Raw genomic sequence first — 22,426 nt, forward strand, 5'->3', positions numbered from 1 at the left:
TAAGTCCTACCGAGGGCGGAAGGCCGGTCTTTGGGGGAGCGCCTGCCTCGACTGGTGATGGTACCAGTAGCTCCGACTTACGCGTGCGGGCTGTTCGAAAGGGAGGCGACAGGCCCGGCGGCGAGTGCGGCTGCATTTCGACCCGCGATGCGGCCGTACACGAGGCAGTTGGAGATCGAGTTTCCGCTGCCCACGTAAAGACTTCCGATGGTGCCGCCCGTGCACTCACCGGCCGCGAAGAGGCCTGGTACGGGGTTCTGACCGTTGTCGAGCACCCGCGACTCCGAGTCGATGGCCGGCCCGCACGCCGTCAGGGCGATGAGCGACAGCCGCAGCTCACAGCCGTAGAACGGCCCCTGCTCGATCGGGACCATGTAGGAGCCTTCTTTGAGGAATATCGAGTCGTGCCCGTTCCGCGCGTCCTGGTTGTAGCGCTCGATCGTGCCGGTGAGGTTGCCCGACTCGATGCCCAGCTTCTCGGCCAGTTCCTCGAGTGTGGCCCCGACCTTGACCTTCCCGGTCTCGACCTGTTCGTCGAGAACCTCCTCGAGCCAGTGCGACCGGAGCACGCCTTCCAGGTTGACCTTGGTCGCGGCCATGATGCTGTCGGCATTCGCCCGCGTCTTAGCCGCGTGGTCGAAGACGGCGAACACCCGGTTACCCTGCGCCCGCACGATGGGGTCGACGACGCTGTAGGGCGCCATCTCGTCCATGAACCGTCGTCCGCTCCGGTTGACCAGCACGAGCCAGCCGGGCAGGTACGCCTGCGGATCGTGGTTGAAGTCGGCACACAGCACCCATCCGCCCCGGTCGACGCCGTCGATGTAGGCGTTGACCGGCTCGACGAGCCTGAAGATGTCGCCAGCGGTAGGGACCTCGCCGCCGATGTACCACGCCGCGTCGTTGGCCGCCGCGAGCGGCAGGTACTTCCCGTGCAGTTCGGGATTGCCGGCGAAGCCGCCGGTCGCGAGCAGCACTGCTCCGGCCCGGACGACGTCGTCGCCCACGGCGACGCCGACCACCGTCCCGTCCTCCACGAGCAACCGGTCGACGCGCTGGCCGAGCGCGACGTCGATGTTCGGGTTCCTGTTCACATGGCTGGAAAGGACGTCGACGATGCCCTGACCCTGGCCGACGACGGCGTGGCCGCGCGGCACCCGCTCCTCCCCGGCCGGGATCAGTTCGTCCGCGAACTTGACGCCCAGGCCCTGGATCCACTCGAACGTGTCCGGCAGTTCGTCCACGAGCCGTCGTACCAGCGAGGGGACCACGTTCCACTGGTTGGCCAGCATGTAATCCTGGAAGAGCTCGTCGGGATTGTCGTTGAGGCCGCTCGCCCGTTGCAGGCTCGTGCCCGCAGCCATCATGATCCCGTTGGAGAGCCGGCTCGAACCCCCGAGGATCCCCGCCCCATCGACCAAAAGCACATCAGCGCCAGCCCCGGCGGCTTCCAGCGCCGCCGCCATCCCGGCCATCCCCGATCCGACGACGACCACGTCGACGTCCTTGGCCGCCTTCACGTCATTGCCGAGCTCGCCCATCAGGTTCTCCTCCTCGTGGTCATACCGACCTGTTGGTGTGACTTAGTACCTGTCCTGAATCTTGATGTTCTTTAGCTCTCGGTCGTCTTCCTGGGGTCCAGTGGGAGACGGGCCACGGTGCGGATCATGGTCCAGTGGACGAAGGCTGTGGAGCTGGCCGGGTCGTGTTCGTAGTCACGGACGAGACGGCGGTGCGCGGTGATCCACGCCAGCGTGCGTTCCACGACCCAGCGTTTCGAGAGCGGCCGGAAGACCTTCTGGCTTCTTTCTTCCAGACGATCTCGACAGTGGTCTTCACGACGCTGGCGGCCCAGGTGACGAACCGGCCGGCGAACCCGCCGTCGGCTAACAGGAAACGACAGGTCGGGGTGGTGAAGTAGCGGCCGACCAACAGTTGGCGGGCGCCGTCGCGGTCCTGGCGGCTGGCCGGGACGACCAGCACGGTCAGCAGCAGGCCGAGGGTGTCCACGACGATGAACCGCTTGCGGCCATTGACCTTCTTCCCGCGTCATAGCCGCGGGTCAGGGCGGTCGTCACAGCCGGGGCACCCTTCACAGACTGGGAGTCGACGACCCCGGCGGTCGGTTCTGTGCTACGGCCCTCGGCCTGGCGGACTTCGTCTCGCAGCCCATCGTGGACCGTGAGGGTGACGCCTTTGTTCTTCCACCGTTCGAAGAAACCGTGGACGGTTTTCCAGGGCGGGAAGTCCGGCTGGCACCGCCCACCACACGACCCCGTTGTGCGAGACGTAGAGGATCGCGTCCACGAAGTCGCGCCGATCGTGCTTCCCGGGCCGGCTGCCCTTCGGCGCCGGTGGGAGCGGCTACACGTAGGCCCACTCCTCGTCAGAAAGATCCGATGGATACCGGTGCGATCGCGCCATGTCCGGACCCTGGCGAGCCCGCCCCGCCAGAGCGGCCAGCGACACCGAGAAGATCAGGAACAGGCCACACCCAGCACACTCCACCAGATTCAGGACAGGTACTTACAGTGTTCGACACGACTGTCGGGCCAGACAGAACCCAAGCAGCTGATCCAGCCACCGCTCGGACCCCTCGGTGAGGCGAAGGCCGTTCCGCGGTGTTCAGCGACGGTCGGCGATGTAATCCATGAGCCGGGAGTGGAAGTGCCGGATCCGGCTCTCCTGGTAGGAGGCAAGCGTAATCCCGGGCTTGGTGCGCTTCAAGGCCTTCAGACCGCGCTGGATCTGCGGCATGTTGATGCGGTCCTGGTTGACAATTGCGCTGAGACTGCCCAGCTCCGGGGCGTCGAGCCAGTCGCCGTCGCGCTCGAGCCAGTGTATCTTGGCGGGTTCGGGACGCGGTGCACCTTCCGGCACGGGCGTCAGGTAGAAGATCTCCAGAATGCAGGAGTCGGGATCCTCGCCGTTCGGCCGGAACCGGTAGTAGATGTTCGTCATCCCGGAGTCCCACGGGAAGAAATTGGGGAAGACGAAATACTGGACCGCGTCCATCAGCTGGTAGGCCGGCGTCGAGCTCAGGTCGAGCCCCAGACGCGGCGCGAGTTCGGTACGGATCGTCTCGACGATGCGCTGCCGAGCAGTCTGCCCCTCAGGCAGGCCCTCGAGCACCTCACGGGGAACATCGCGGGAGTTGGTCCCGAGGCGCTCCTCGTAAAACGTGCGCGCCTCGAGGTAGCTCTCGTAGATGTCCTCTTCCTCGAGCTCACCGAGCGTGCTGCTGCTGACTCCGCGCGCCGAGAGGACCCGATTGACGTTCTTGCCGAACAGGTCCACCTGGCTCATGTAGTCCTGGATGCTCGGCGCCGTCTGGGGGTGGGTCTGAGGCAGGTGGTAGGCTTCGATGAACGCCTCGAGAGCGATCTTCCAGTTAGCCGAAATGACCTGGGCGACATGGGCGGACTTGAACCGCGACTCGTAGCCGGTGTGCTTGAAGTGATCCGGGATCGGAGCCAGGAACTCCTCGAGCGGCTCGCAGTCGGGATCCATGTTGATGAAGACGAAACCGCCCCAGGTGCCGACCTTGGCCTCCGGAAGAGCGAACTTCTCCGGGTTGACATGCTTGAAGTCCCATTCACTGCAGGGCAAGCGCTTGATGTCGCCGTCCAGGTTCCATGCCCACCCGTGGAACGGGCAGCGGAACTCGGGCACCCGTCCGTCCGTCGCCCGGAGGCGGCGTCCCCGGTGCAGGCAGGCGTTCTGCAACGCCTTGATGGACCCGTCTAAGGTGCGTGTGATGATGAACGAGTCGTTGACGATCTCGTAGACGATGTGATCGCCGGGTTCGGGGATCTCCTCCTCGCGGCACACCATCTGCCAGGCCTTGCGCCACACGTGCTCCACCTCGAGCTCGAGGAACTCCCGCGACGTGTAGCGGTCGATCGGAATGTCCTCGTCGCCGAGGTCCTGCCAGGACGGCCGCATGAAGTCCGGGATCTCGTCCCCGTCCTCGCGGATGACCTGCTGGTACGTCTTGCCGGATCGGCCGGCGACCTTAGCCTCGATCAGGGCCTCGACGTCGCCGTGATCGGACGTCGGCTCCGAAACCTGCGTCATGCCGTCGTCACTCCTCTCGGTTGGGTACTACTTCTCCGGACCGGTGTACGCACCCGCCACGTAGTCGAGCATCACCTGGTCCGCGTACCTCAGTTCTCCCGAGACCCGACTGCCGTTCCGAGTGAAGACACCACTCTGCCCCGTCTCCGGATTCTCGACCGAGACGTTTCCGTCAGGCAGAAGCGTGAAGACCATATTGGTCCCGCGCTGGACTAGCTTCTTACTCATCTTCCGCTCCTGACGATGGATCTCTCTGCTGCCGTGCCGTCGGATCAGACTTGGAGTGAGGGCGTCCGGGCAGCTCCCGCACCCCGCGCTTCACCACGACGATGTCGCCATCCGGGCGCACCTGGCAGGCGAGCCGCAAGGTGCCTTCCCGGGATGTGTCGACGATCTCGGCCAGGCCTTCGGCCTCCAACGGCTCCACCGCATTGATCCGGTCCGCCCCCTCGATCACCGACATGAAGCACAAGTGGCAGGTTCCGAGCCCCTCGCAGGTCGTGGGCCACCGGATACCGTTCTGGACTGCGGCTTCGTAAACGCTCTGCCTGGGCGCGACGCCGAACGTAATGTTCTTCGGACGAACCGTGACCGTCGCCGCGAGGCCAGCCAGTTGCTGCACACTGTTCCTCTCAACACCCAAATCATATGCAAAATGGCCGACATGTGTCTAGGGTCACTGAAGGTCAATCTGACCATCCGCGATCACAGCAACCCGAGCTGGCCCGGGGCGTTGCGGTCGAGTCGACGCCGCACCCCGTCCACGGTGTCCGCCTCCACAGTGACGACCAGCTGAGACACCCCGGCCTTCCGGTACTGCTCGATCAGCTCCGGGGACAGCCGTGCGCGCGGCGTCACCGTAATCTCGAAGCCCGCCAGGTCTCGGCCGAGCTGCTCCGCGTGCCGGAAGATCACCGTTCGCGCCTTCGCCGCCTCCTCCGGGGTGTGTCCGAACCCGTACCAGCCCGAGCCAAGCTCGGCCGCATCCTGCAACGCGGTGGTGCCTGCGCCCCCGAGGACGAGCGGAGGCCCCTCGGGGCTGAGCGGACGCGGATATGCGTTGATGCCGTCGAACGTCACGAAGTCCCCATGGAAGACCGGTTCCTTCATCGTCCACATCGCCTTCAGAGCATGGAGGTGCTCCCGGAACCGGGCCCGGCGACGATCCATGGGAACGCCCATGGCCTGGTACTCGAGGGCGAGGTAGCCGACACCGACGCCCAGGACCAAGCGACCGTCGGAAAGGACGTCAACGGTCGCCGCCTCCTTGGCGAGCTGGACCGGCTGCCGCAGTGTCGCCACCACGATCCCGGTGCACAGCTGGATCCGCTCGGTGTGGGCAGCGAGGTAGCCGAGAGTGACCAGGGGGTCGGCCATGGGCCAGTCGGGCTCGAGAGAAGGTTTGGGCTGCCGGGGGCTCGGCAGTACAAGATGCTCCCCCGTCCACAGCGACTGGTAGCCGAGTTCTTCCGCATGCGCAGCCAGCACGCCCGCCTGCCGGGACACCATCCCCCCGACGTTCGCCCCGAAGAATCCCAGCTTCATGCCCTACTCCTCGCTAACCTCGCGCCGACCGTCACCGGGAGGCGATCCGATCACCCATCGCCGCACGGGCCGCCGCCCTCTCGGGGTGCTCGGACGTCGTGTCGAACGCCTGGGCCTCCAGCTCGAGCTGCTCGACGAGATGACGGCGGTGGGAGTCCTTCAGCAGCCTCTTGGTCACCGGCGCGCTCACCCCCGGCAAGTTTGCGAGGCGGGTCGCGAGGGCCACGGCGTGCGCCACGAGCTCGGAAGCCGGCACGACCTCGTTGACCAAGCCCCAGTCGTGAGCCTGCTCGGCATCCAGCCGCACATCGCCGAGCAGGAGCTCGAAGGCTCGCGTGTAGCCCAGGACGCGCACCAGGTGGTACGTCGCGCCCGTATCCGGCGAGAGGCCGACCGGCGCGAACCCGGCCGAAAACAACGCGTTCTCCGACGCCACCCGGATGTCGGCCGCGGCCGCCAGGGACAAGCCCGCACCCAGCGCAGGCCCGTTCACCGCCGCGACGAAGGGAATGTCGAGGGCGTCGAGCTGCAGGACCACCGGATGGTAGAAGCGACGCATCCGACGTGAGGACGGGGAGTAGTCTGACTTTGGTGCGCGGATGTCGCCGCCGGCACAGAAACCACGGCCGGCGCCGGTCACGACGATCGCACCGGCCTGCCCGGCGGCCCTTGCCAGGGCGTCCGACAGGTCGTCGAACAGCTCCGGGACGATGGCATTGAGCCTTTCCGGTCTGTTCAGGGTCAGTATGAGCACCGGCCCCTGCATCTCCTCGAGGACAAGGCTCATCGGCTTGCCCCCGTGATCCGCGGTGTCATGGCGACTGCCTTTCGTCGACGGGCGCGGTCGGAGCCGCCCGGGGTGCGTACTCGCTGTGCCGCTGGCCGCGTTGGTCGACCGAGCGCGACGGTGGCGTCACGTGCAGACCCTGGGGAGCCTCCTCCAAGAACTTCCACTGCATGCATCCTCGTTGGCCCATTATTTTGCATGACATCATGTCGATGGACAAGGACGTCGAGGCGAGCGCCGCAGGCGTCGGAGCAGGAGTAGGAGTAGGAGAGCCCATGACGGAAGCCGACGTGTCCGCGCCGCTTGCCGCCCCCGGCGGCAACCCCTGGCAGGGAAAGGCCGTCCACGACGCCCTGACGCAGGCTGTCACCCGATGGCCCGATCACCGAGCGCTCGTCGATGGGGACACGGTCCTGACGTTCCGCGAGCTGGCAGCGGCGCGCGACCGACTCGCGGTGGCCCTGTCCGAGCGCGGCATTGGGAGCACCACCCATGTCGCGGTCCATCTCCGCCGCTCGTGGGAGCATGTCATCCTGCTACACGCGCTGTGGCAGCTCGGCGCCGTGGTGATCACGCTGAACACGGCATGGGAGTCCGAGGAGCTGGCGTATGCGCTCACCTCGACAAACACCCAGTTCCTTGTGACCAGCACCCGGGTGGTGGGAAAACCCGTCGATCACCGGATGGCCGCCTTGGGGTTGCCCGCGCACGGCCCGGCCGACAGCTCGTCGTTCCCGCTGCTGCAGGCCGTGATCTCCGACGACCCGGACGCGCCCCCGCACGAGTGGCACCTGCAGTCGTGGCTCCGGACGAAGGTGGGGCGCGCACCGGAGCCGGTGCGCAACCAGGAGGCCGTCATCCTCTTCACCTCCGGCTCGACCGCTCGCCCCAAAGGCGTCGTGGTCCGGCAGGAGGCCCTCCTCGGCTCTGCCCACTACTTCATGGAGCGACTGGGGCTCGGCCCGGACGACCGCTTCCTCGGCTTAGGGCAGTACTTCCACGCCGGCGGCCTGGTCCAGCTCCTGGGGACCTGCATGTATGGCACCAGCATGCACATCTTCGACGGCTTCCAACCGGAGGCAATGGCACAGGCCGTTCACGAGCGGCGGATCACGGCGACCGCCGGATTCGATCTGGTCCTCGGCCGGCTGTGGGACGATCTCGAGCGGAAGGGCTGGCGCCGGCCGAACAAGGTCGGATGCGCTCCCGGGCTGACGATGTACGACAGGCTCGAGGCCGGAGGCGCAACGATCGTCATGATGTACGCGATGAGTGAGGCCGCGAACATGGTGACGCTGACCGAACCCCGGCTCGGGCCCGAGAAGGGCCGGATGAGTAACGGCAGGCCCCTGCCGGGGGTCACGGTCCGTATCTGTGATCCCGCATCCGGCGCGATCCGACCGACAGGCACACCCGGCGAGATCTGTTTCACTGGCTGGAACCTGTTCTCCCGCTACTATGGCGCCCCCGACCTGACCCGGGAAGCATTCGACGACGAGGGCTACTTCCACACCGGCGACTACGGCTGGCTGGACGAGGACGGCCGCCTCTACTACCGCGGACGCTACTCGGCCATGATCAAGACCGGCGGGGAGAACGTCTCCGAGATCGAGGTGGAAAGTTTCCTGGTGCGGGAGATCTCTGATGTCGTCATGGCCGCCGTGGTCGGCGTACCGGATCCGCGGTGGGGGGAGGCCGTGGTGGCGTTCGTCGAACTCCGCCCGGGCGCGTCGTTCGATCCGGCAGCGCTTCGCCAGGCATGCCGAGGCAGGATCGCCGGCTACAAGATTCCGAAGCGCTTCCTGCCCGTCGCGCCGACCGAGTGGCCGACGACGCCGATGGGCAAGCTCCTCCGGGAGGATCTTCGCCGTGCCGCCCTCGAACAGGATGACGGCGAAACGGCGGCACACCTCGAGTCGTGACGCAGCTACCCGGGTGCACAGTGAGCCTTTCCGCGTGGCTGCCAGTCGCCGTGTGTGATCATCGCGGGGGTAGTTGGCGTGGGTGAGGCTGAGGGCCGTGGCAAGGAAACGCGGGACCTCTGTAGGAAGTCTAGTCCGACCAAAGATCATCTTCTGAGAGGCCCCGTGTCCATGTGAGTGTCACATACACCACCGAACTGCCCCTCGGTGAGCACACCGTCGACCGGCTGGAGACCCTGCTGGCCGCGGAGCGGGACCGCCGCGGCACCCGGGCGGGCAGGCGGGCACTGGACTGCCGGGCGCAGGCCGTGCTCGTGCTGCGCTGGTTCGTCGACAGCACCCGGGGTGGCCCAGCTCGTCCGCGACAACCAGATCGGCCGGTCGACGGGCTATGACTGCGCGCCATCAGTGAACGCCCGAACGCGCTACTCAAGAGCACCTTCCGCGCCCTGGGCAACATCAGACTTGACCCCTGGAAGATCGGCAGGATCGTCGCCGCCGCTCTCGTGATCCTCCACAACGGACGCTGAACCGCCCCGGGTCGGATGGAGGCTTGATTCTCTGAGAGGATCGAGTCATGGCACGTCCTTCCCCTTACCCCACCGAGCTGCGGCGTCGTGCGGTCCGGATGGTCGCCGAGGTCCGTCCCGACTACCCCACCGAGTGGGCCGCGATGAAGGCCGTCGCGTCCAAGCTCGGCATCGGAACGGCCGAGACGGTACGGCAGTGGGTCCGGCGCGATCAGATCGACAACGGGAACCGGCCCGGGGTGACGACGGAGGAGTCCGCGCAGGTCAAGGCCCTGAAGAAGGAGGTCGCCGAGCTGAAGCGGGCGAATGAGATCCTCAAGGCCGCGGCGAGTTTCTTCGCGGCCGAGCTCGACCGGCCACACCTGCGCTCGTAGCGTTCGTCGACGAGCACCGGGACCGCTTCGGCGGTGTCGAGCCGATCTGCCGCGTGCTGACCCTGCACGACTGCAGCATCGCCCCCTCCACCTACTACGCCTACAAGCAGCGTCAGGCATCGCCCTGCGCCCGTCAGGTACGGGACGCCGAGCTCACGACGCTGATCACCGAGGTCTACGACGCCAACTACCGTGTCTACGGGGCGCGGAAAATCTGGCGGGAGCTGCACCGGCAAGGCCACCCGGTGGCCCGCTGCACCGTCGAACGCCTCATGCGTGAACTCGGCATCACCGGTGCCGTCCGCGGCAGGAAAGTGGTCACCACCCTGGCGGATCCGGCCGCGACGCGGGCTCCTGACCTGGTGGAACGCGACTTCGTGGCCGACGCCCCCGAACCGCACCTGAGTCGCTGACTTCACCCACGTCGCAGCCTGGGCCGGCACCGTCTACGTCGCGTTCGTGGTGGACACCTTCTCCCGCCGCATCGTCGGCTGGTCCGTCGCGACCACCAAGCACGCCGAACTCGTCCTGACCGCGCTGGAGATGGCACTGTGGCAACGGGACCGGACCGGCACCAGGCCCGTAGCGGGTGAGCTGATCCATCACTCGGACGCGGGTTCGGTCAATACACGTCTTTCACGCTCGCCGAGCACCTGGACCGAGCCGGCATCGCGGCCTCCATCGGCACGGTCGGCGACGCACTGGACAACGCACTGATGGAATCGACCATCGGCCTGTACAAGACAGAACTGATCAAACCGCGGCGGCCCTGACGAACTCTGCCCGAGGTCGAGTTGGCCACCGCCGAATGGGCGGACCGCTACAACCACCGACGCCTACATGGTGAGATAGGCCACATCCCACCAGTCGAATACGAAGCTAACTACTACCCGACAACCCAGAAACCCCAGGCCACAGTCACAACCTAGAGCCTCCAACCTCCCCGGGGGGGTTCACGCACAGCCTTGTGAACCACACCGCAACGGACGGTACACGGAAAGGCTCAATGTCCGCCGCATCCCACAATCATGCCGTCAACCCACGCCCGACCAGGGACGGAAGCTGACCGGCCGCAAGGTCGTGGCCCCGCTCCACCGCTGCGGCCGACGCAATGACGCCAGTCTTGTCGAACAGATCGTCACCGCTCTACGGACCCCGGCGCTGCGTCAGCCGCCGCCGGTCGAGGCCGCGTTGGGCCAGACGGTCGTCGACGAGCTCGAACAGGCCTGGCAGTCGAGTTTGACGCACACCCTCCCGACGGCGTTCTGCGATCAGCGCCCGGCCTTGGACCGGTGCTCGCCGCGCGGGTTCTGGGCGAGGTCGGCGACCCCACCCGCTTCACCGCCGCGGGTGGTCTGCGCGCGTTCGCCGGCACCGCGCCGGTCACTCGAGCCTCTGGCCGTTCCCGCAGGGTTCTGGCCCACAGGACCCGCAACAAACGTCTTGGGACGCCTGCCACTGAACCTTTGCCAACCTGGCTGATCGCGGGTGAGGCCGGCGTCGAGGCCAGGTCTGGGAAGAGGCAAAGCTCCTGGTAGACGCGTTGTCGACCAAGAGCAACCTGTCCCCCGGAGCTTCGTATGCTTGTCTACCCAGCCGGGGTCGATCTGTCCACCCAGACCCTGCCCTTCCTCACCGACCGGCTGCACGCCCGCCGCCGTGAAGGCGGCACCCGCTGGCGGCGCCTGCCCGCGGACCGCCAGGCCCTGCTCGTCCTGTCCCATCTGCGCTGCGAGCACACCTACGCCCGCACTCGCCGCCGATAGGCGTCAGCACCGTCTACCAGTACGTCGCCGAAGCCGTCGGTCTGCTCGCCGCCTGTGCTCCGGACCTGCCCACCGCGCTACGCACGGCCGCCGCCAAAGCCTTCGTCATCCTGGACGGAACCCTGTTCCCGATCGACCGGATCACGGCCGACCGGCCGTACTACTCCGGCAAGCACAAGAAACACGGGATGAACCTGCAGGTCCCTCGCCGATCCAGCGGGCCGGCTGCTGCGGGCCTCACCGGCGCTGCCCAGCGCGGTCCACGACATCCGCGCCGCCCGCACCCACGAGACATCCTCGACGCCCTGGCCGAGCAGGGCATCACCTGCTCGGCGGACAAGGCCTACCAGGGCGCACCGCACCCGGTACGTGTGCCCTACCGCGGCCACTGAGAGCGGCTCTCCGCCGGCCAGCAGGCCGTCAACCGCGCCCACGTCAAGATCCGCGCACTCGGGGAACAGGCCGTGGCCACCCTCAAAACCTGGCGCCTGCTGCGCAAGCTGCGCTGCTCGACCACCCGCATCACCAGCCTCGTTCAAGCCGTCCTCACCCTCCACCTCGCAACCACCAGCGGAGGTTGAAAAAGGCTCACTGGTGGGCCTTCTCCATGCTCACCAAGTCCGCTGGCGCCCGCGCGCACTACGACCGGCCCCGAGCCGGCGGTGACCACCACAACGCAGCTCTGCCAACCTTGACGAACAAGGCCCTCGGACGTCTGTGGTGATGTCTACAGAACAACCAGCTCTGGGACAACACCGCCGCCTGACCCACCCCACCAGCGACCAACCGCCCCTGTCGGCTTGACACCCCACCCGCGTGGGATTTCTATGTGTGGACGGCGCGTGGGTTCCGTTACGCGTCGTTCGTGACCGACGTGTATTCCCGGCGGATTCTGGGGTAGAAGGTGTCGGCGGACAAGACCACGGACCTGGCGGACGGGGCGTTGGAGTAGGCGTCAACGACCCGCCGGCGGGCGGGTGGCGAGTTCACCACCGAGGGGCTGGTCCAGCATTTGGATGCTGGTTCCCCCAGTACACGTCCCTGGCGTTCACCGAGCAGCTCACCGCGGCGGGGATCGCCGGGTCGATCGGTACGGTCGGGGACGCGTTGGACAACGCTCTGATGGAGTCCATGATCGGTTTACACAAAACCGATCTGATCAAACCGGGATCGGTAATGCGGAACTGGCCGGGGCCGCGTGAGGTAGAATGCAAGACCGCCGAGTGGGTGCACTGGTACAACAACGAAAGACTACAATTCTTCGATTGACTACCGTGATTCCCGCCGAGCGGGAAATCGTGTGGTTAGACCATCGCTCAACGGGGCGAGGTGGCCTGAACCCCGGTCTCTCGCGAACCCAGGGCGGTTCACCGCTGGACGTCTCGGCGCTGCCCCCCGACCACCGGCTCCACTCCAGCCAGGTCAGCGTCTTGTTCCAGACCCGGGATGGCCAGCAGGCCGAACAGATAGTCCCGGAGTCCCCGCCGCTGTGCCCGCGAAGCGAGCAGATCGTCGAAGCGGGATGCATACGCCTCCACCAGCGCCGGAGCCGGCGGGCAGGGCAGCCATGTTGTCATCGCGATCATCTCCGTAACTGGACCGCTCCTTCCTCTACCCGGTCCAGCCAGGGAATCCCTCGATCATCCACACGCGATCAATTGGTCACAACAAACCACCGATAACGGGTCGCACCCGGCAGCCGTGAAGGGACTCAGTAGCTCCGCTCGAGCCCAAGCACCTTCTCGGAGATGAAGTTGAGCACCATCTGGTTGTTAACGGGCGCGATGCGGTGCGGGCGCAGCTCGATCCAGTGCCGGCCGATGTGGTATTCTGTCGCAAACGAGTATCCGCCATGGATCTGCATCACGTGGTCGGCCGTCTTGAACGCCGCCTCCGAGGCGAGGAACTTGGCCGTGTTTGCGAGCCGTCCGACCTCTTTGGGAGGTGCGCCGGCGTCGTAGGCCTCCGCTGCCTCACGGACAGCGAGAGCAGCTGCGCTGAGCTGGATGTAGGACTCTGCGAGAGGGTGCTGCACCGACTGGTTCTTGCCGATCGTGCGGCCGAAGACGACCCGCTGGCCTGCGTACTCCACACCACGCTCGAGGCACCAGCGCCCCATTCCGACACATTCGGCCGCCAGCAGGATCCGCTCCGCGTTGACACTCGCCAGGATCTGCCGGAAACCCTGCCCCTCCTCACCGAGCAGGTCGGAGGCGTCGACCGGGAGATCGTCGAACCACACCTCGTTGGAGTCGACGGCGTTCCGGCCCAGCTTGGCGATCCTTTTGATCGTAACCTGAGGGGCCTTCAGGTCGGCCATCAGCATCGACATGCCCGAGGTGGTCTCCGTACCGTCCGACGCTCGGGCGGACGTCCGGCAGAGCAGCAAGCATTTCTCGGCACGCTGCGCGTGTGAGTTCCAGACCTTCTGGCCGTTGACGATGTACCGGTCGCCGTCCCGCACCGCAGTGGTACTGATTCGCGACGTGTCCGTGCCGGCATCCGGCTCGGTCACTCCGAAGCTGACCGAGAGCTCACCGGCCACCATGCGAGCGAGATACTTCTCCTTCAGCTCGCGGCTCCCGTACTTGATGATCGAGCTGAGTGCGATGTGACTCGAGTGCACCGTGCTGCACGCGGCGGTCGCTCCGCCGCCCGCGCCGACCTCCTCTAGCATGGCCGCGCCCTGGCTCAGGGTCGCTCCGCCACCGCCGTACTCCTCGGGGACGGTCATCGTGGTGAAGCCGCTCTTGACGAAATCCTCGAAGTACTCGGTCGGGAAATCCTCCTTCCTCTCCTTCTCGCTCCAGTACTCCAAGGGGTACTTGGCATTGATCGCTCGGACGGCCCGCCGGATCTCGTCGTGCCCGGTAGTGGTGAGCGGCAGGTGCTCCGGCCTGATCGTCATCGGTGATCCTCCTCGTCGGCGCCCGAGTCCAGGAGCCCGGACTCGGTGTCGGTCAGCTCGATCTCGAGAAAACACAGGGCGTCAGCGAGGGCTTTGCCTTGCGGGTCCAGGCGCAGCGTGCTCGTCCCGCCGCGGCCGAGGATCCCGTGCAGCAGGAAGTTCAACGCGGAAAGGTTCCGCAGCTCGAACCGCTCGGTCCGGCGGGCGCGGTCTGAGAAGTAGTCCTGCACCGCCTCGGCCGTGAGCTCCCTCTCCAACGCGGCGAACCACCGCTCGTGCCGCGCCGCGACGCCGATGTTCGCCGTACCGCCCTTGTCCCCGGAACGGGCATACGCAATTCTTCCGATCGGGACTTTCACCGTGACCCACCTGCCTCGAAGAGTTCGATGGTCGGTTGGACGAACTCGGCCGGGACGAGTGCCGGCCAGTAGCTCAGCACCCCGGAGACGCGGCCTCGCCCGGGTAGGAGGGTGGTCTTGCCCGGCGGACCGTTGAACACGGTGCTCAGCTCGACGACAGCGCGTTGGAGGTCGGCACGGTGGTGTGAGCGCGCAGCGAAACGCAGCACCACCTCGACCAACTCGCCGGTGCGCGGGCTACGGCGTTCATGGACTGCGCCGGTCCCGATCAGGTCCCAGCGCACCTCCTCGATGTCCAGGTTCAGGCGGGCTATGCGCCGCTCCAGCACCTCCCTGGCCCGCTCGGCGCGTGCCACCGCTCCCGGCGCGGAGTAGAGCCACAGCGCGCTCGTCGAGTACCCGTCCTCGTAGCTGGCCGAGACCTTGAGCGTCGCCGGGGCCGCGCGCCCGGTCGCCCCGTCGATCTCCACCAGATCGCGGTCGAGCTGCCGGACTCGCAGGGTCGTCCAGTCCGCGCTGACGTCAGGAGTCAGGTAGGCACGCGGGTCGCCGATCTCGTAGAGAAGCTGCTCGATGGTGGTCGAGACGTCCACGACGCCCCCGCTGCCGGGGGTCTTGCCGAGCTTGATACACCCTCGAGAGTCCACCTCGACGATCGGGGAACCGAGGTCGTCCATCGCAGACACGTCCTCCCAGCCAGCCTGGTGATTGCCGCCCGTCACGTGGGCGCCGCACTCGATCAGGTGGCCGGCGACGATGCCCGCCGCGAGGAGGTCCCACTGGTCGGCCTTCCAGTCGAAGGAGTGTCGCAGGGCCGCCAGGGTCAGCGACGGGTCGGCGACTCGGCCGCAGATCACCACGTTGGCCCCACGCCGCAGCGCCTCGACGACCGGTTCCGCGCCGATGTACGCATTGGCACTGGCCAGCCGGTCGGCAACTAGGGAGAACGGTTCACCGGTCTCGGTGTTCCGCAAGTCGACCCCCTGCGCGCGGAGCTCATCGATCCGGGGCATGAGGTCATCGCCGGCGACGGCCGCGATGCGGACCCGCTCGCCGACACCGAGCTCATCAGCGAGCTCGAGCACCCGCTGCGCACATCCCGACGGGTTCATCCCGCCCGCGTTGCAGATGATCGTGACGCCGCGTTCGACGGCGTCACGGAGGCAATCGCGCAGGATGGGGATTATGTCCGAGGCGTACCCGGTGCGCGGGTCGCGCTTCAGCTGCTTGCGGAGCACGGACATCGTGACCTCGGCCAGGAAGTCCATCACCAGGTAGTCGATACGGGCGCCGCGGACCAGCCTGCCGGGGGCCATGGTGTCGTCGCCCCAGAATCCGAGCCCGCCGCCGATGCGAACGGTTGCCATCATCGACCCTGCCATTCTGGTCGGCGCCCCTCGCGGAAGGCCCGCGGCCCCTCTCGAGCGTCCTCGCTGTCGTAGACGTGGCGGAAGAGCTCTGCGGCCATCGCCGCGGTGGCGGCGACCCCGGCCTCGGCTCCGACGCGCATGAGCCACTTGGACGCCCGGACCGACAACGGCGCATTCTCGACGATGGTCTGCGCAATCGCCCAGGCGCGGGGTAGCAGATCAGCCTGTGGGAGGACCTCGTTGACCAGGCCGACCTCGTAGGCCCGTTGCGCAGAGATCGGCTGGGCGGTGAGCAACAGCTCCGCGAGGACACGCCTCGGCAGCATACGCGTCAGCGGCGCGGCCCACGGGGCGCCGCGACTCCACCGCGCTTCCGAGATCGCGAACGAAGCGGACTCCGCGGCGAGGCAGATGTCGCCGAACTGCGCAAGCCGGAAGCCGCCCGCGTAGGCAGCACCATTGACCGCGGTGATGACCGGCTTCTCGATGAAGTCGTCAGGGCCGAAGTCGGCGAAGTAGTCCGGTGGGGGCTGCCCGGTGCCGCGTCCCGCCATCTCCTTGAGGTCCGCCCCGGCACAGAAGGCCTTGTCACCCGCACCTGTCACGATGACCACACGACGCCGGTCGTCGGCAGCGAACTCGCGCATGGCGGCCGACAACGCGGCCCGCAGCTCCGCGTTCACCGCGTTGCGGGCCTCGGGCCGATTGAGGGTGAGCAACAGGACTCCGCCTCGCGACTCGCTCTTCAGGACATCACCCATGACGCCACCCCATCCCATAATGTCTACCATTATGCATGCACAGTGCAGCGGCGTCAACCTGGCGGGCGAGAGGATCGCTCCGCGACGTCACGATTGTGCATGTATTATGGCATTTCAACCTGCGGAGGCCTCATGCCAGACGACCCGCTCGCAGACGCGCTCTGCATGCTGATCCGAACCGGAGAGCTATCACCCGGCGAGCGAGTGGACCAGCGCGTCGTGGCCGAACGACTCAATGTCAGCCGCACACCCTTGCGCGAGGCGCTCCGGGCTCTCGCCTCGGACGGGATCCTGACGCGTGTCCCGAACTCCGGATACGCGGTGGCGAAGCTCAGCGCGACCGATCTCTTGCAGTACTACTCGATGCGTACGCTGCTCGAGACCGAGATACTGCGAACGATCGTGTGGCCGGACCAGACTGTGGTCGAGTCGCTCAAGGCCATCAACGAGGAGTGTCGCGAGGCCGGCGAGGCGGACGATGTCGAGCGGCTCATCGCGAGCAACCGGACATTCCACTTCATAACGTTCAGCTGGTCACCGCTGACCATGTTCGCGAACGAGGTCGAACGCATCTGGCGGATCTCCGACCCGTATCGCGCGCTGCACTACCTCTCCAACCGAGAACGTCGCGGATGCGCCTACAAGGACCACAAGTTGATGATCGCCGCGATCGAGGCACGGGACCGCGAGGAGCTGGTCCACCTCATAGACCGACACCGTGCCGGCTCCCGGACGATGCTCCAGGGCATGCTCGGACCGAGCCACACGTCCGCGGTGCTGACACTCCCCCAGAGCGCCAGGCCCAGTGCGCGTCGGCTACGCGAGGCCATCTGAAGTCACACCTTCCATTGCCACGCGATGCATGCATAATGGCATTCCAGAGACGATGGAGGTTGTGGTGCGGAAGGTCTACGTGAGCACGGTGTTCGACCAGCCCGTCGATGACGTATGGGGGGTGCTCGGAGACTTCCACCGCGTCGACAAATGGATCGAGATCGTCCACGCCTCCGAGCCCGAGAACGGCGACCAGGCGGCGACGATCGGCTCCATCCGGAAGCTGACCGTCGGCGACGATCGTCACACGACTCGGGAGCGTCTCGTCTCGTACGACGCGATGAACCGTCAAATGACCTACGAGCTGCCCGACGTGCCGCCCTTCGGGATGAGCCACTACCTTGCCACAATTCGCGTGCTACCCGTCACGGACTCCGGCAAGACCTTCATCGAGTGGTACGGCACGTACGCCTGCGACGATGTCGCCGACGTCCCCACGATCGAGGCCAGTCTCCGGGATATCTACACCGCCTTCCTCGCGGATCTGCGCCGGTATCTCGAGTCAGCCGTGGTGCCCGCCACCTGACCTCAGCCACGATGCCATGCCTAGTCGCTGGTTGGTCAGGTTGGGGAAGCTGGACGTGAGATCCTAGCATCTGGCCGGGGCTGTTCCAGTGGGAGGTGCCCAGTAGCCACACCTCGTAGCCGACTGTGCCGACTATGGAGGCGGTGGACTGGTTCTGCGGCCTTCGATGACCTGTTCTGCCCTCTGGCCGAGCGCGCCGCGCTGCGGCACTATCTGATCGGCCTACTGCTGCCCCGGGAGCGCAACAAGGCGTTGACCGAGCTGGCCGCCCTGGTCTCCGGTGCCGATCGCCAGCGACTGCACCACTTCCTGCATGCCCCCTGGGATCCCGATGCCTTGGGCGCCCGGTGGGTGGAACGGGGGTGTTGCGTTATCCGGAGGGGTGGCGCGCCGAAGCTCTGCTGGTTCGCTGGTCAGATCGCGTGTGCGAGTTCGGTGAAGGCAGCCGGGATCCGCAGCCGTGGGGTGGCGTCGGTGGCGAGTTCGTAGTGGCCGCGGTGGATGTTCTGGACGAGTGTGTGCCCGGCGCTGACGGTCTGGACGGAGCGGAGGCGTTTCAGCCCGCGCATGGGCCGAAGCCTGGTTTTCAGCCGGCTGTGATCAGACTCGATCCGGTTGTTCTCCCGCCGGGCATCGACATCGCAGGCCTCGGGTAGCAGCTCGTCGAGGATCCGCGGGTAGGTGGGGGCCTTGTCAGTGGTGACCTCGACGGGTCGGCGGCCGTGGGTCAGCGGGGCGGTGAAGAACCGTCGGGCGCTGGCCTGGTCGCGGTGGTTGCTGGAGAGGACGTCGATGACCTGACCATGCTGGTCAACGGCCCTGGACAGGCATGTCCAGCGGCCGGCGACCTTGACGTATGTCGCGTCGACGAACCACCTGTCGCCCGGACAGTGCCGGGCTGCGTCGACCAGCAGCGGCGTGAACCGCTGGACCTACCGGTAGATCGTGACGTGATCGACCTCGATGCCGCGTTCGTCGAGCAGCTTCTCGACATCCCGGTACGACAGGGCGAAGCGCAAGTACCAGCGGACTGCCAGCACGATCACCTCCAGTGGGAACTGAAAGCCGGTGAACTCCGAGATCGGGACCAGCGGACGGGCAGCATGTCGATGCATCGTCCGATCATGACTGGCCCGGCGCCCAGACCGCCAGACCTCGCCTATGCAACAGCCCCCCAGCTATGTTGGGGATACAACAAGGCGACTCATGGCGCACCGCCCGTCCGTCGGGGCCACCGGAGTGTGCTGGGATAACTCCGCTGCAGAGTCGTTCTTCGGAACGCTCAAGAACGAACTCGTCCACCGGGAAACCTATCTGACCCGCCGCGCCGCGCGTACCGCGATCGCCGAATACATCGAGGTCTTCTACAACCGGCAGCGACTCCACTCCACTCTCGGCTACCGCACCCTAGAACATCGAGTGCGCATACCACGCAACCCAGAGCGAAGCGAAGGAAGTAGCATAAAGCTAATATAGTACGGCTACGTCGGTGTCCGAAAAATGGGCAGTACCTCAGCACGTGGTCGGCAGCCTGGGGCTGGCTGGTGTGGTGGCGGCGCGCGGTTCGGACGCGGCGAGGGATCAACCGGCCCGTTTTGTCCTCGCTCCAACGGCCGACGACGCGCGCTAGTGGGCATGGGCGGCACGGTAGATAACGGTCCGGAAATGGACAAACTGGCGTTCCTAAATGTGGCTTGGGGACGGGCTAGTAGCCTTCACGGGCTCAACCTGTCGACAGGGACATACCCTTCGCTAGAGCTAGCTCTAAGTGGCCTAAATATTACTGACAGGTAGACGGTGTTGGTAGGCGGGAATCGAGGGCTTATGCCATTTTTTCGTCCACGGCGGCTGAACGCTGCCGTCAGTGTGATCGCGATCAGCGGCCTGACGAGTGTGGTAGCAGCCTGCGGGATCATGGGCGGGGGAGACGGGTCCAGGCCAGCGACCGAGGGCTGCGCGACACCCGGTGTGACCTCGACCCAGGTCACTCTCGGAGCGGCCATTGACGACACGGGGATCGGCGCGAGTCTCCTCGCGGCGTTCCGCGCCGGGATCGATGCCCGTCTCGGCGTGGCGAACGACAACGGCGGGGTCAACGGCCGGAAGGTCGTCTATGAGTGGAAGGACACCCAGTCCGACCCGTCGTCCAACCAGAACGCCGTGCGCGAACTGGTCGAGACCAAGGGCGTGTTCGGCATCATCCAGGGCTCGATCATGGCCCTCGGCTCGGCGGACTACGCCAAGGAGCACGGCATCCCGGTGGTCGGGCCCAGCATGGACGGGTCCTGGCCAGACCACCAGAACATGATCAGCTGGTTCTACGCCCAGTCCACGAGATCGTCCGTAAGCACCTGGGGTGCCTTCGCGCAGTCCCAGGGGGCTACCCGTGTGGCCATCCTCGGCCTGGCCTTCAATCCAGGCAGCGTGACCTACAAGGCTCAGCTACAGGCGAGTATGGAATCGGCCGGGATCCCGGTCGTCCTCAACCTGGACGTGACGGCCAATGCCACCAGTTTCAACCGACTGGCGCAGGAGTTGAAGGCCGCGAATGTCGACACGATCACTGGTGCGGTGACCCCCGACATCCTGGCCCAGCTCATGCCGGCCGTGCGCAACGCCGGCCTCCAGCTGAAGCTGATGATGACACCCACGGGCTACGACCCCGCCCTGCTCCAGCGACTCGGCCCGCAGATCGCCGGAACGACGATCTACGTTGATTTCGCGCCGTTCGAACTGAACCTGCCGGCCCACCAGACATTCATCTCCGCCATGGCCCGGTACGCACCCGAGACCCAGCCGCCGCAACAGCAGAGTGCCGTGTATGGATGGATCTCGGCCGACCTGTACCTGCGCGGGCTGCAGGACGCCGGCGAATGCCCGACCCGCGAGGGGTTCATGAACGCGTTGCGCGCCGTCCACGATTACGAGGCGGGCGGACTCCTGTCCAGCAAGGTCGACTTCGCGACCAACATCGGGCAGCTCAGCACCTGCTACCAGTTCGTGCAGATATCCCAGGACGGAAAGGAGTTCATCCCGCTCAACCCCAGCCAGCGCTGCGGCACCAGACTGAGCTGACCGCCGTCCGGCGTCGTCACGCAGCTGATTCTCTCCGAGGTACCGGGTTTCCAGCTCCGCCAGGAGCCGTGCATTCTGCTGGGCCGTGAGGCACCGTCGGTGTCCGGCTTTGTGGGGCCGGACACCGGTGAGGTGAGGGGTGGATGATCGCCTTGCCCTGCGGCTGGTCCCGGATGACCTCTGGGAGCTGGTGGAGCCCCTGCTGCCCGCGTTCGGGCCACGTCGGCAGGGCGGGGACGCGACGCCGGTGTCGGATCGGGCGGTGTTCACCGCCATCGTCTACGTGCTGACCTCGGGGTGCGCGTGGCGGCTGTTACCGCCGTCGTTCGGGATGTCGGTGCCGACGGCGCACCGTCGCTTCGGGCAGCGGACCCGTGTGGGGGTGTAGCCCCGGCTGCACCGGGCGGTGCTGGATGTCCACGGTGCGGCCGGTGAGATCGACTGGTCGTCAGCGATCGTGGACGCCGCCAGCCTGCGGGCGAAAAAAGTGCCCCTATGTCTTTCGTCAAGCCGGTGAGGGGGTTGCGGCCTGGTAGAAGGTCCCGTCGCGGAGCATCGCGTAGAGCACGTCGATCCGGCGTCGGGCGAGGCAGGTGAGGGCGGCGACATGGTGGTTGCCTTCCGCGCGCTTCTTGTCGTAGTAGGTCCGGGACGCGGGTTCACGTAGAGAAGCGAATGCGGACAGGTAGAAGGCGCGTTTGAGCTGTCTGTTGCCGCGTCGGGAGGGGTGTTCCCTGCGGATGGAGGAGCCCGATGCGCGGGTGGCCGGGGCCAGACCGGCGTAGGCGGCCAGGTGCCCGGCGGTGGGGAAGCTGCTGGCGTCCCCGACGTCGATGAGGATGCGGGCGGCGGTCCTGACCCCGATGCCGGGCATGGAGGTCAGGACCTTGGAAAGAGGGTGGGCCTCCAGAAGTTCTGTGATCCGTTCCGCGAGGAGGTCCCGCTGGTTATAGGCGGCGCGGAGAGAACGGGCCAGGCTGGAAATGATCAGCGCGGCCCCGTCGGTGCGGGTACTGTCACCGTCTACTCGTCCAGTGCGGTGAAAATGTCTTCTACCAGGCGCTCGGCCATGCGCGGTGCCTGTGGCCGCAGCAGGGTGACCAGGCGGCGGCGTCCGGCCTTACGGATCTAGGCTGGGGAGCCGAAACGTTCCAGCAGGACGCGCACGGCCGGGTGTTCCAGGCGGGGTCCCAGCACGCGTTCCCGCGAGGGGTGGATCTGGGTGAGCAGGCCACGCAGCCGGTTGCTGGTGCGGGTCGTCTCCTGCGCGAGATCGTCATCGAACCCGGCGAGCATCTCCAGCTCGGCGCGGGTGTCGTCGTCGGGAGCGAGGCCACGCAGGGTGTGGGGCATGGTGCGGGCCGCGTCGGCGATGATGAACGCGTCGCGCGCGTCGGTCTTGGCTTCACCGGGGTAGATGCCAGCGATCCGCCGCATGGTCAGGCCCGGCAGATAAACGACACAGCAGCCGATGTCGCGGGCGACGGCCAACGGCAGGGCGCCGATGGAGGCTGGCTGGTCGACCACGACCAGCACGGTGCCGTGCCTGGCCTGCAACCGGGTGAACACCTCCCGCAATTTCGGTTCACTGT

Annotated in this window: 18 protein-coding genes and 8 pseudogenes; 12 read left to right on the forward strand and 14 right to left on the reverse strand. The window is 66.6% G+C overall.

The window, feature by feature from the left end; translation table 11 throughout:
- Positions 1 to 77 precede the first annotated feature (77 nt).
- The 7 genes and pseudogenes from AC559T_RS28630 to AC559T_RS28660 all read right to left on the reverse strand — a co-directional run bounded on the left by AC559T_RS28630 (position 78) and on the right by AC559T_RS28660 (position 6,409).
- Entirely contained in the window at positions 78 to 1,541 is a 1,464-nt protein-coding gene (locus tag AC559T_RS28630; protein ID WP_498870699.1) for an FAD-dependent oxidoreductase, read from the reverse strand.
- A gap of 176 nt (positions 1,542 to 1,717) precedes the next feature.
- Positions 1,718 to 2,424, reverse strand: a pseudogene (locus AC559T_RS28635) (IS5 family transposase); the annotation flags it as partial.
- A gap of 201 nt (positions 2,425 to 2,625) precedes the next feature.
- Complete coding sequence (locus AC559T_RS28640) at positions 2,626 to 4,077, reverse strand: aromatic ring-hydroxylating oxygenase subunit alpha (protein ID WP_498870700.1); 1,452 nt, start codon at positions 4,075 to 4,077, stop codon at positions 2,626 to 2,628.
- 27 nt (positions 4,078 to 4,104) lie between these two features.
- Complete coding sequence (locus AC559T_RS28645; protein ID WP_498870701.1) at positions 4,105 to 4,305, reverse strand: hypothetical protein; 201 nt, start codon at positions 4,303 to 4,305, stop codon at positions 4,105 to 4,107.
- On the reverse strand, positions 4,298 to 4,699 hold the full coding sequence (locus AC559T_RS28650) for a 2Fe-2S iron-sulfur cluster-binding protein (protein WP_498870702.1): 402 nt from the start codon (positions 4,697 to 4,699) through the stop codon (positions 4,298 to 4,300). Before AC559T_RS28650 ends, AC559T_RS28645 begins: the two co-directional genes overlap by 8 nt.
- A gap of 83 nt (positions 4,700 to 4,782) precedes the next feature.
- Complete coding sequence (locus tag AC559T_RS28655) at positions 4,783 to 5,622, reverse strand: TIGR03619 family F420-dependent LLM class oxidoreductase (RefSeq protein WP_498870703.1); 840 nt, start codon at positions 5,620 to 5,622, stop codon at positions 4,783 to 4,785.
- A 31-nt stretch (positions 5,623 to 5,653) separates the two neighbouring features.
- Positions 5,654 to 6,409, reverse strand: a complete 756-nt coding sequence (locus AC559T_RS28660; RefSeq protein WP_498870704.1) for an enoyl-CoA hydratase/isomerase family protein — start codon at positions 6,407 to 6,409, stop codon at positions 5,654 to 5,656.
- A 275-nt stretch (positions 6,410 to 6,684) separates the two neighbouring features.
- Between AC559T_RS28660 and AC559T_RS28665 the strand changes: the two genes are divergently transcribed.
- From AC559T_RS28665 to AC559T_RS28690, 6 genes and pseudogenes are all read left to right on the forward strand, one after another.
- Positions 6,685 to 8,331 carry a class I adenylate-forming enzyme family protein gene (locus AC559T_RS28665; protein WP_498870705.1) on the forward strand — a complete coding sequence of 549 codons (1,647 nt, stop codon included), beginning with the start codon at positions 6,685 to 6,687 and terminating at the stop codon, positions 8,329 to 8,331.
- A 173-nt stretch (positions 8,332 to 8,504) separates the two neighbouring features.
- A pseudogene (locus AC559T_RS28670) lies at positions 8,505 to 8,724 on the forward strand (IS5/IS1182 family transposase); the annotation flags it as partial.
- Between the two features lie 184 nt (positions 8,725 to 8,908).
- Positions 8,909 to 10,164 (forward strand): annotated as a pseudogene (locus tag AC559T_RS28675) (IS3 family transposase).
- Positions 10,165 to 10,500: 336 nt separating this feature from the next.
- Entirely contained in the window at positions 10,501 to 10,773 is a 273-nt protein-coding gene (locus AC559T_RS28680) for a transposase (RefSeq protein WP_498870716.1), read from the forward strand.
- A gap of 42 nt (positions 10,774 to 10,815) precedes the next feature.
- Positions 10,816 to 11,582, forward strand: a pseudogene (locus AC559T_RS28685) (transposase family protein).
- Positions 11,583 to 11,809: 227 nt separating this feature from the next.
- A pseudogene (locus tag AC559T_RS28690) lies at positions 11,810 to 12,255 on the forward strand (DDE-type integrase/transposase/recombinase); the annotation flags it as partial.
- A 113-nt stretch (positions 12,256 to 12,368) separates the two neighbouring features.
- Here the strand turns inward: AC559T_RS28690 and AC559T_RS28695 are convergent.
- From AC559T_RS28695 to AC559T_RS28715, 5 genes are all read right to left on the reverse strand, one after another.
- Entirely contained in the window at positions 12,369 to 12,578 is a 210-nt protein-coding gene (locus tag AC559T_RS28695) for a hypothetical protein (protein WP_498870706.1), read from the reverse strand.
- 134 nt (positions 12,579 to 12,712) lie between these two features.
- Positions 12,713 to 13,909: an acyl-CoA dehydrogenase family protein gene (locus AC559T_RS28700; protein ID WP_498870707.1), complete on the reverse strand. Its 1,197-nt coding sequence runs from the start codon at positions 13,907 to 13,909 to the stop codon at positions 12,713 to 12,715.
- Positions 13,906 to 14,268, reverse strand: a complete 363-nt coding sequence (locus AC559T_RS28705; RefSeq protein ID WP_498870708.1) for an AtuA-related protein — start codon at positions 14,266 to 14,268, stop codon at positions 13,906 to 13,908. Before AC559T_RS28705 ends, AC559T_RS28700 begins: the two co-directional genes overlap by 4 nt.
- Positions 14,265 to 15,638, reverse strand: coding sequence for an acyclic terpene utilization AtuA family protein (locus AC559T_RS28710; RefSeq protein ID WP_498870709.1), 1,374 nt, complete (start codon positions 15,636 to 15,638; stop codon positions 14,265 to 14,267). The genes AC559T_RS28705 and AC559T_RS28710 overlap by 4 nt, the downstream gene beginning before the upstream one ends.
- A complete protein-coding gene (locus AC559T_RS28715) occupies positions 15,635 to 16,399 on the reverse strand; it encodes an enoyl-CoA hydratase/isomerase family protein (RefSeq protein ID WP_498870710.1) in 765 nt (254 codons plus the stop codon). Before AC559T_RS28715 ends, AC559T_RS28710 begins: the two co-directional genes overlap by 4 nt.
- Before the next feature lie 132 nt (positions 16,400 to 16,531).
- Here AC559T_RS28715 and AC559T_RS28720 point away from each other — a divergent pair, with 132 nt between their 5' ends.
- The 3 genes from AC559T_RS28720 to AC559T_RS28730 all read left to right on the forward strand — a co-directional run bounded on the left by AC559T_RS28720 (position 16,532) and on the right by AC559T_RS28730 (position 18,248).
- The gene (locus tag AC559T_RS28720; RefSeq protein ID WP_498870711.1) at positions 16,532 to 17,233 is read left to right on the forward strand and encodes a GntR family transcriptional regulator; all 702 of its coding nucleotides are present in this window, start codon (positions 16,532 to 16,534) and stop codon (positions 17,231 to 17,233) included.
- A gap of 64 nt (positions 17,234 to 17,297) precedes the next feature.
- Entirely contained in the window at positions 17,298 to 17,759 is a 462-nt protein-coding gene (locus tag AC559T_RS28725; RefSeq protein WP_498870712.1) for an SRPBCC family protein, read from the forward strand.
- Positions 17,760 to 17,987: 228 nt separating this feature from the next.
- Entirely contained in the window at positions 17,988 to 18,248 is a 261-nt protein-coding gene (locus AC559T_RS28730; RefSeq protein ID WP_498870717.1) for a hypothetical protein, read from the forward strand.
- Here the strand turns inward: AC559T_RS28730 and AC559T_RS28735 are convergent.
- Positions 18,173 to 18,841: pseudogene (locus AC559T_RS28735) on the reverse strand (IS6 family transposase). The gene AC559T_RS28730 and the pseudogene AC559T_RS28735 sit on opposite strands and share 76 nt — an antisense overlap.
- A gap of 133 nt (positions 18,842 to 18,974) precedes the next feature.
- Here AC559T_RS28735 and AC559T_RS28740 point away from each other — a divergent pair.
- From AC559T_RS28740 to AC559T_RS28750, 3 genes and pseudogenes are all read left to right on the forward strand, one after another.
- Positions 18,975 to 19,224: pseudogene (locus AC559T_RS28740) on the forward strand (integrase core domain-containing protein); the annotation flags it as partial.
- A 503-nt stretch (positions 19,225 to 19,727) separates the two neighbouring features.
- A complete protein-coding gene (locus AC559T_RS28745; protein WP_498870713.1) occupies positions 19,728 to 20,834 on the forward strand; it encodes an ABC transporter substrate-binding protein in 1,107 nt (368 codons plus the stop codon).
- A 139-nt stretch (positions 20,835 to 20,973) separates the two neighbouring features.
- Complete coding sequence (locus AC559T_RS28750; protein ID WP_498870714.1) at positions 20,974 to 21,222, forward strand: transposase; 249 nt, start codon at positions 20,974 to 20,976, stop codon at positions 21,220 to 21,222.
- 117 nt (positions 21,223 to 21,339) lie between these two features.
- Here AC559T_RS28750 and AC559T_RS28755 read toward each other — a convergent pair.
- Positions 21,340 to 22,426, reverse strand: a pseudogene (locus AC559T_RS28755) (IS110 family RNA-guided transposase); the annotation flags it as partial.

The sequence above is a fragment of the Frankia sp. Hr75.2 genome (assembly GCF_949319125.1).
GTDB lineage: Bacteria > Actinomycetota > Actinomycetes > Frankiales > Frankiaceae > Parafrankia > Parafrankia soli.

Coding starts and splice junctions, on each gene's coding strand:
- AC559T_RS28710 (WP_498870709.1), bottom strand. CDS start 15,638: ATGATGGCAACCGTTCGCATCGGCGGCGGGCTCGGATTCTGGGGCGAC.
- AC559T_RS28630 (WP_498870699.1), bottom strand. CDS start 1,541: ATGGGCGAGCTCGGCAATGACGTGAAGGCGGCCAAGGACGTCGACGTG.
- AC559T_RS28695 (WP_498870706.1), bottom strand. CDS start 12,578: ATGACAACATGGCTGCCCTGCCCGCCGGCTCCGGCGCTGGTGGAGGCG.
- AC559T_RS28660 (WP_498870704.1), bottom strand. CDS start 6,409: ATGAGCCTTGTCCTCGAGGAGATGCAGGGGCCGGTGCTCATACTGACC.
- AC559T_RS28640 (WP_498870700.1), bottom strand. CDS start 4,077: ATGACGCAGGTTTCGGAGCCGACGTCCGATCACGGCGACGTCGAGGCC.
- AC559T_RS28720 (WP_498870711.1), top strand. CDS start 16,532: ATGCCAGACGACCCGCTCGCAGACGCGCTCTGCATGCTGATCCGAACC.
- AC559T_RS28700 (WP_498870707.1), bottom strand. CDS start 13,909: ATGACGATCAGGCCGGAGCACCTGCCGCTCACCACTACCGGGCACGAC.
- AC559T_RS28645 (WP_498870701.1), bottom strand. CDS start 4,305: ATGAGTAAGAAGCTAGTCCAGCGCGGGACCAATATGGTCTTCACGCTT.
- AC559T_RS28655 (WP_498870703.1), bottom strand. CDS start 5,622: ATGAAGCTGGGATTCTTCGGGGCGAACGTCGGGGGGATGGTGTCCCGG.
- AC559T_RS28665 (WP_498870705.1), top strand. CDS start 6,685: ATGACGGAAGCCGACGTGTCCGCGCCGCTTGCCGCCCCCGGCGGCAAC.
- AC559T_RS28715 (WP_498870710.1), bottom strand. CDS start 16,399: ATGGGTGATGTCCTGAAGAGCGAGTCGCGAGGCGGAGTCCTGTTGCTC.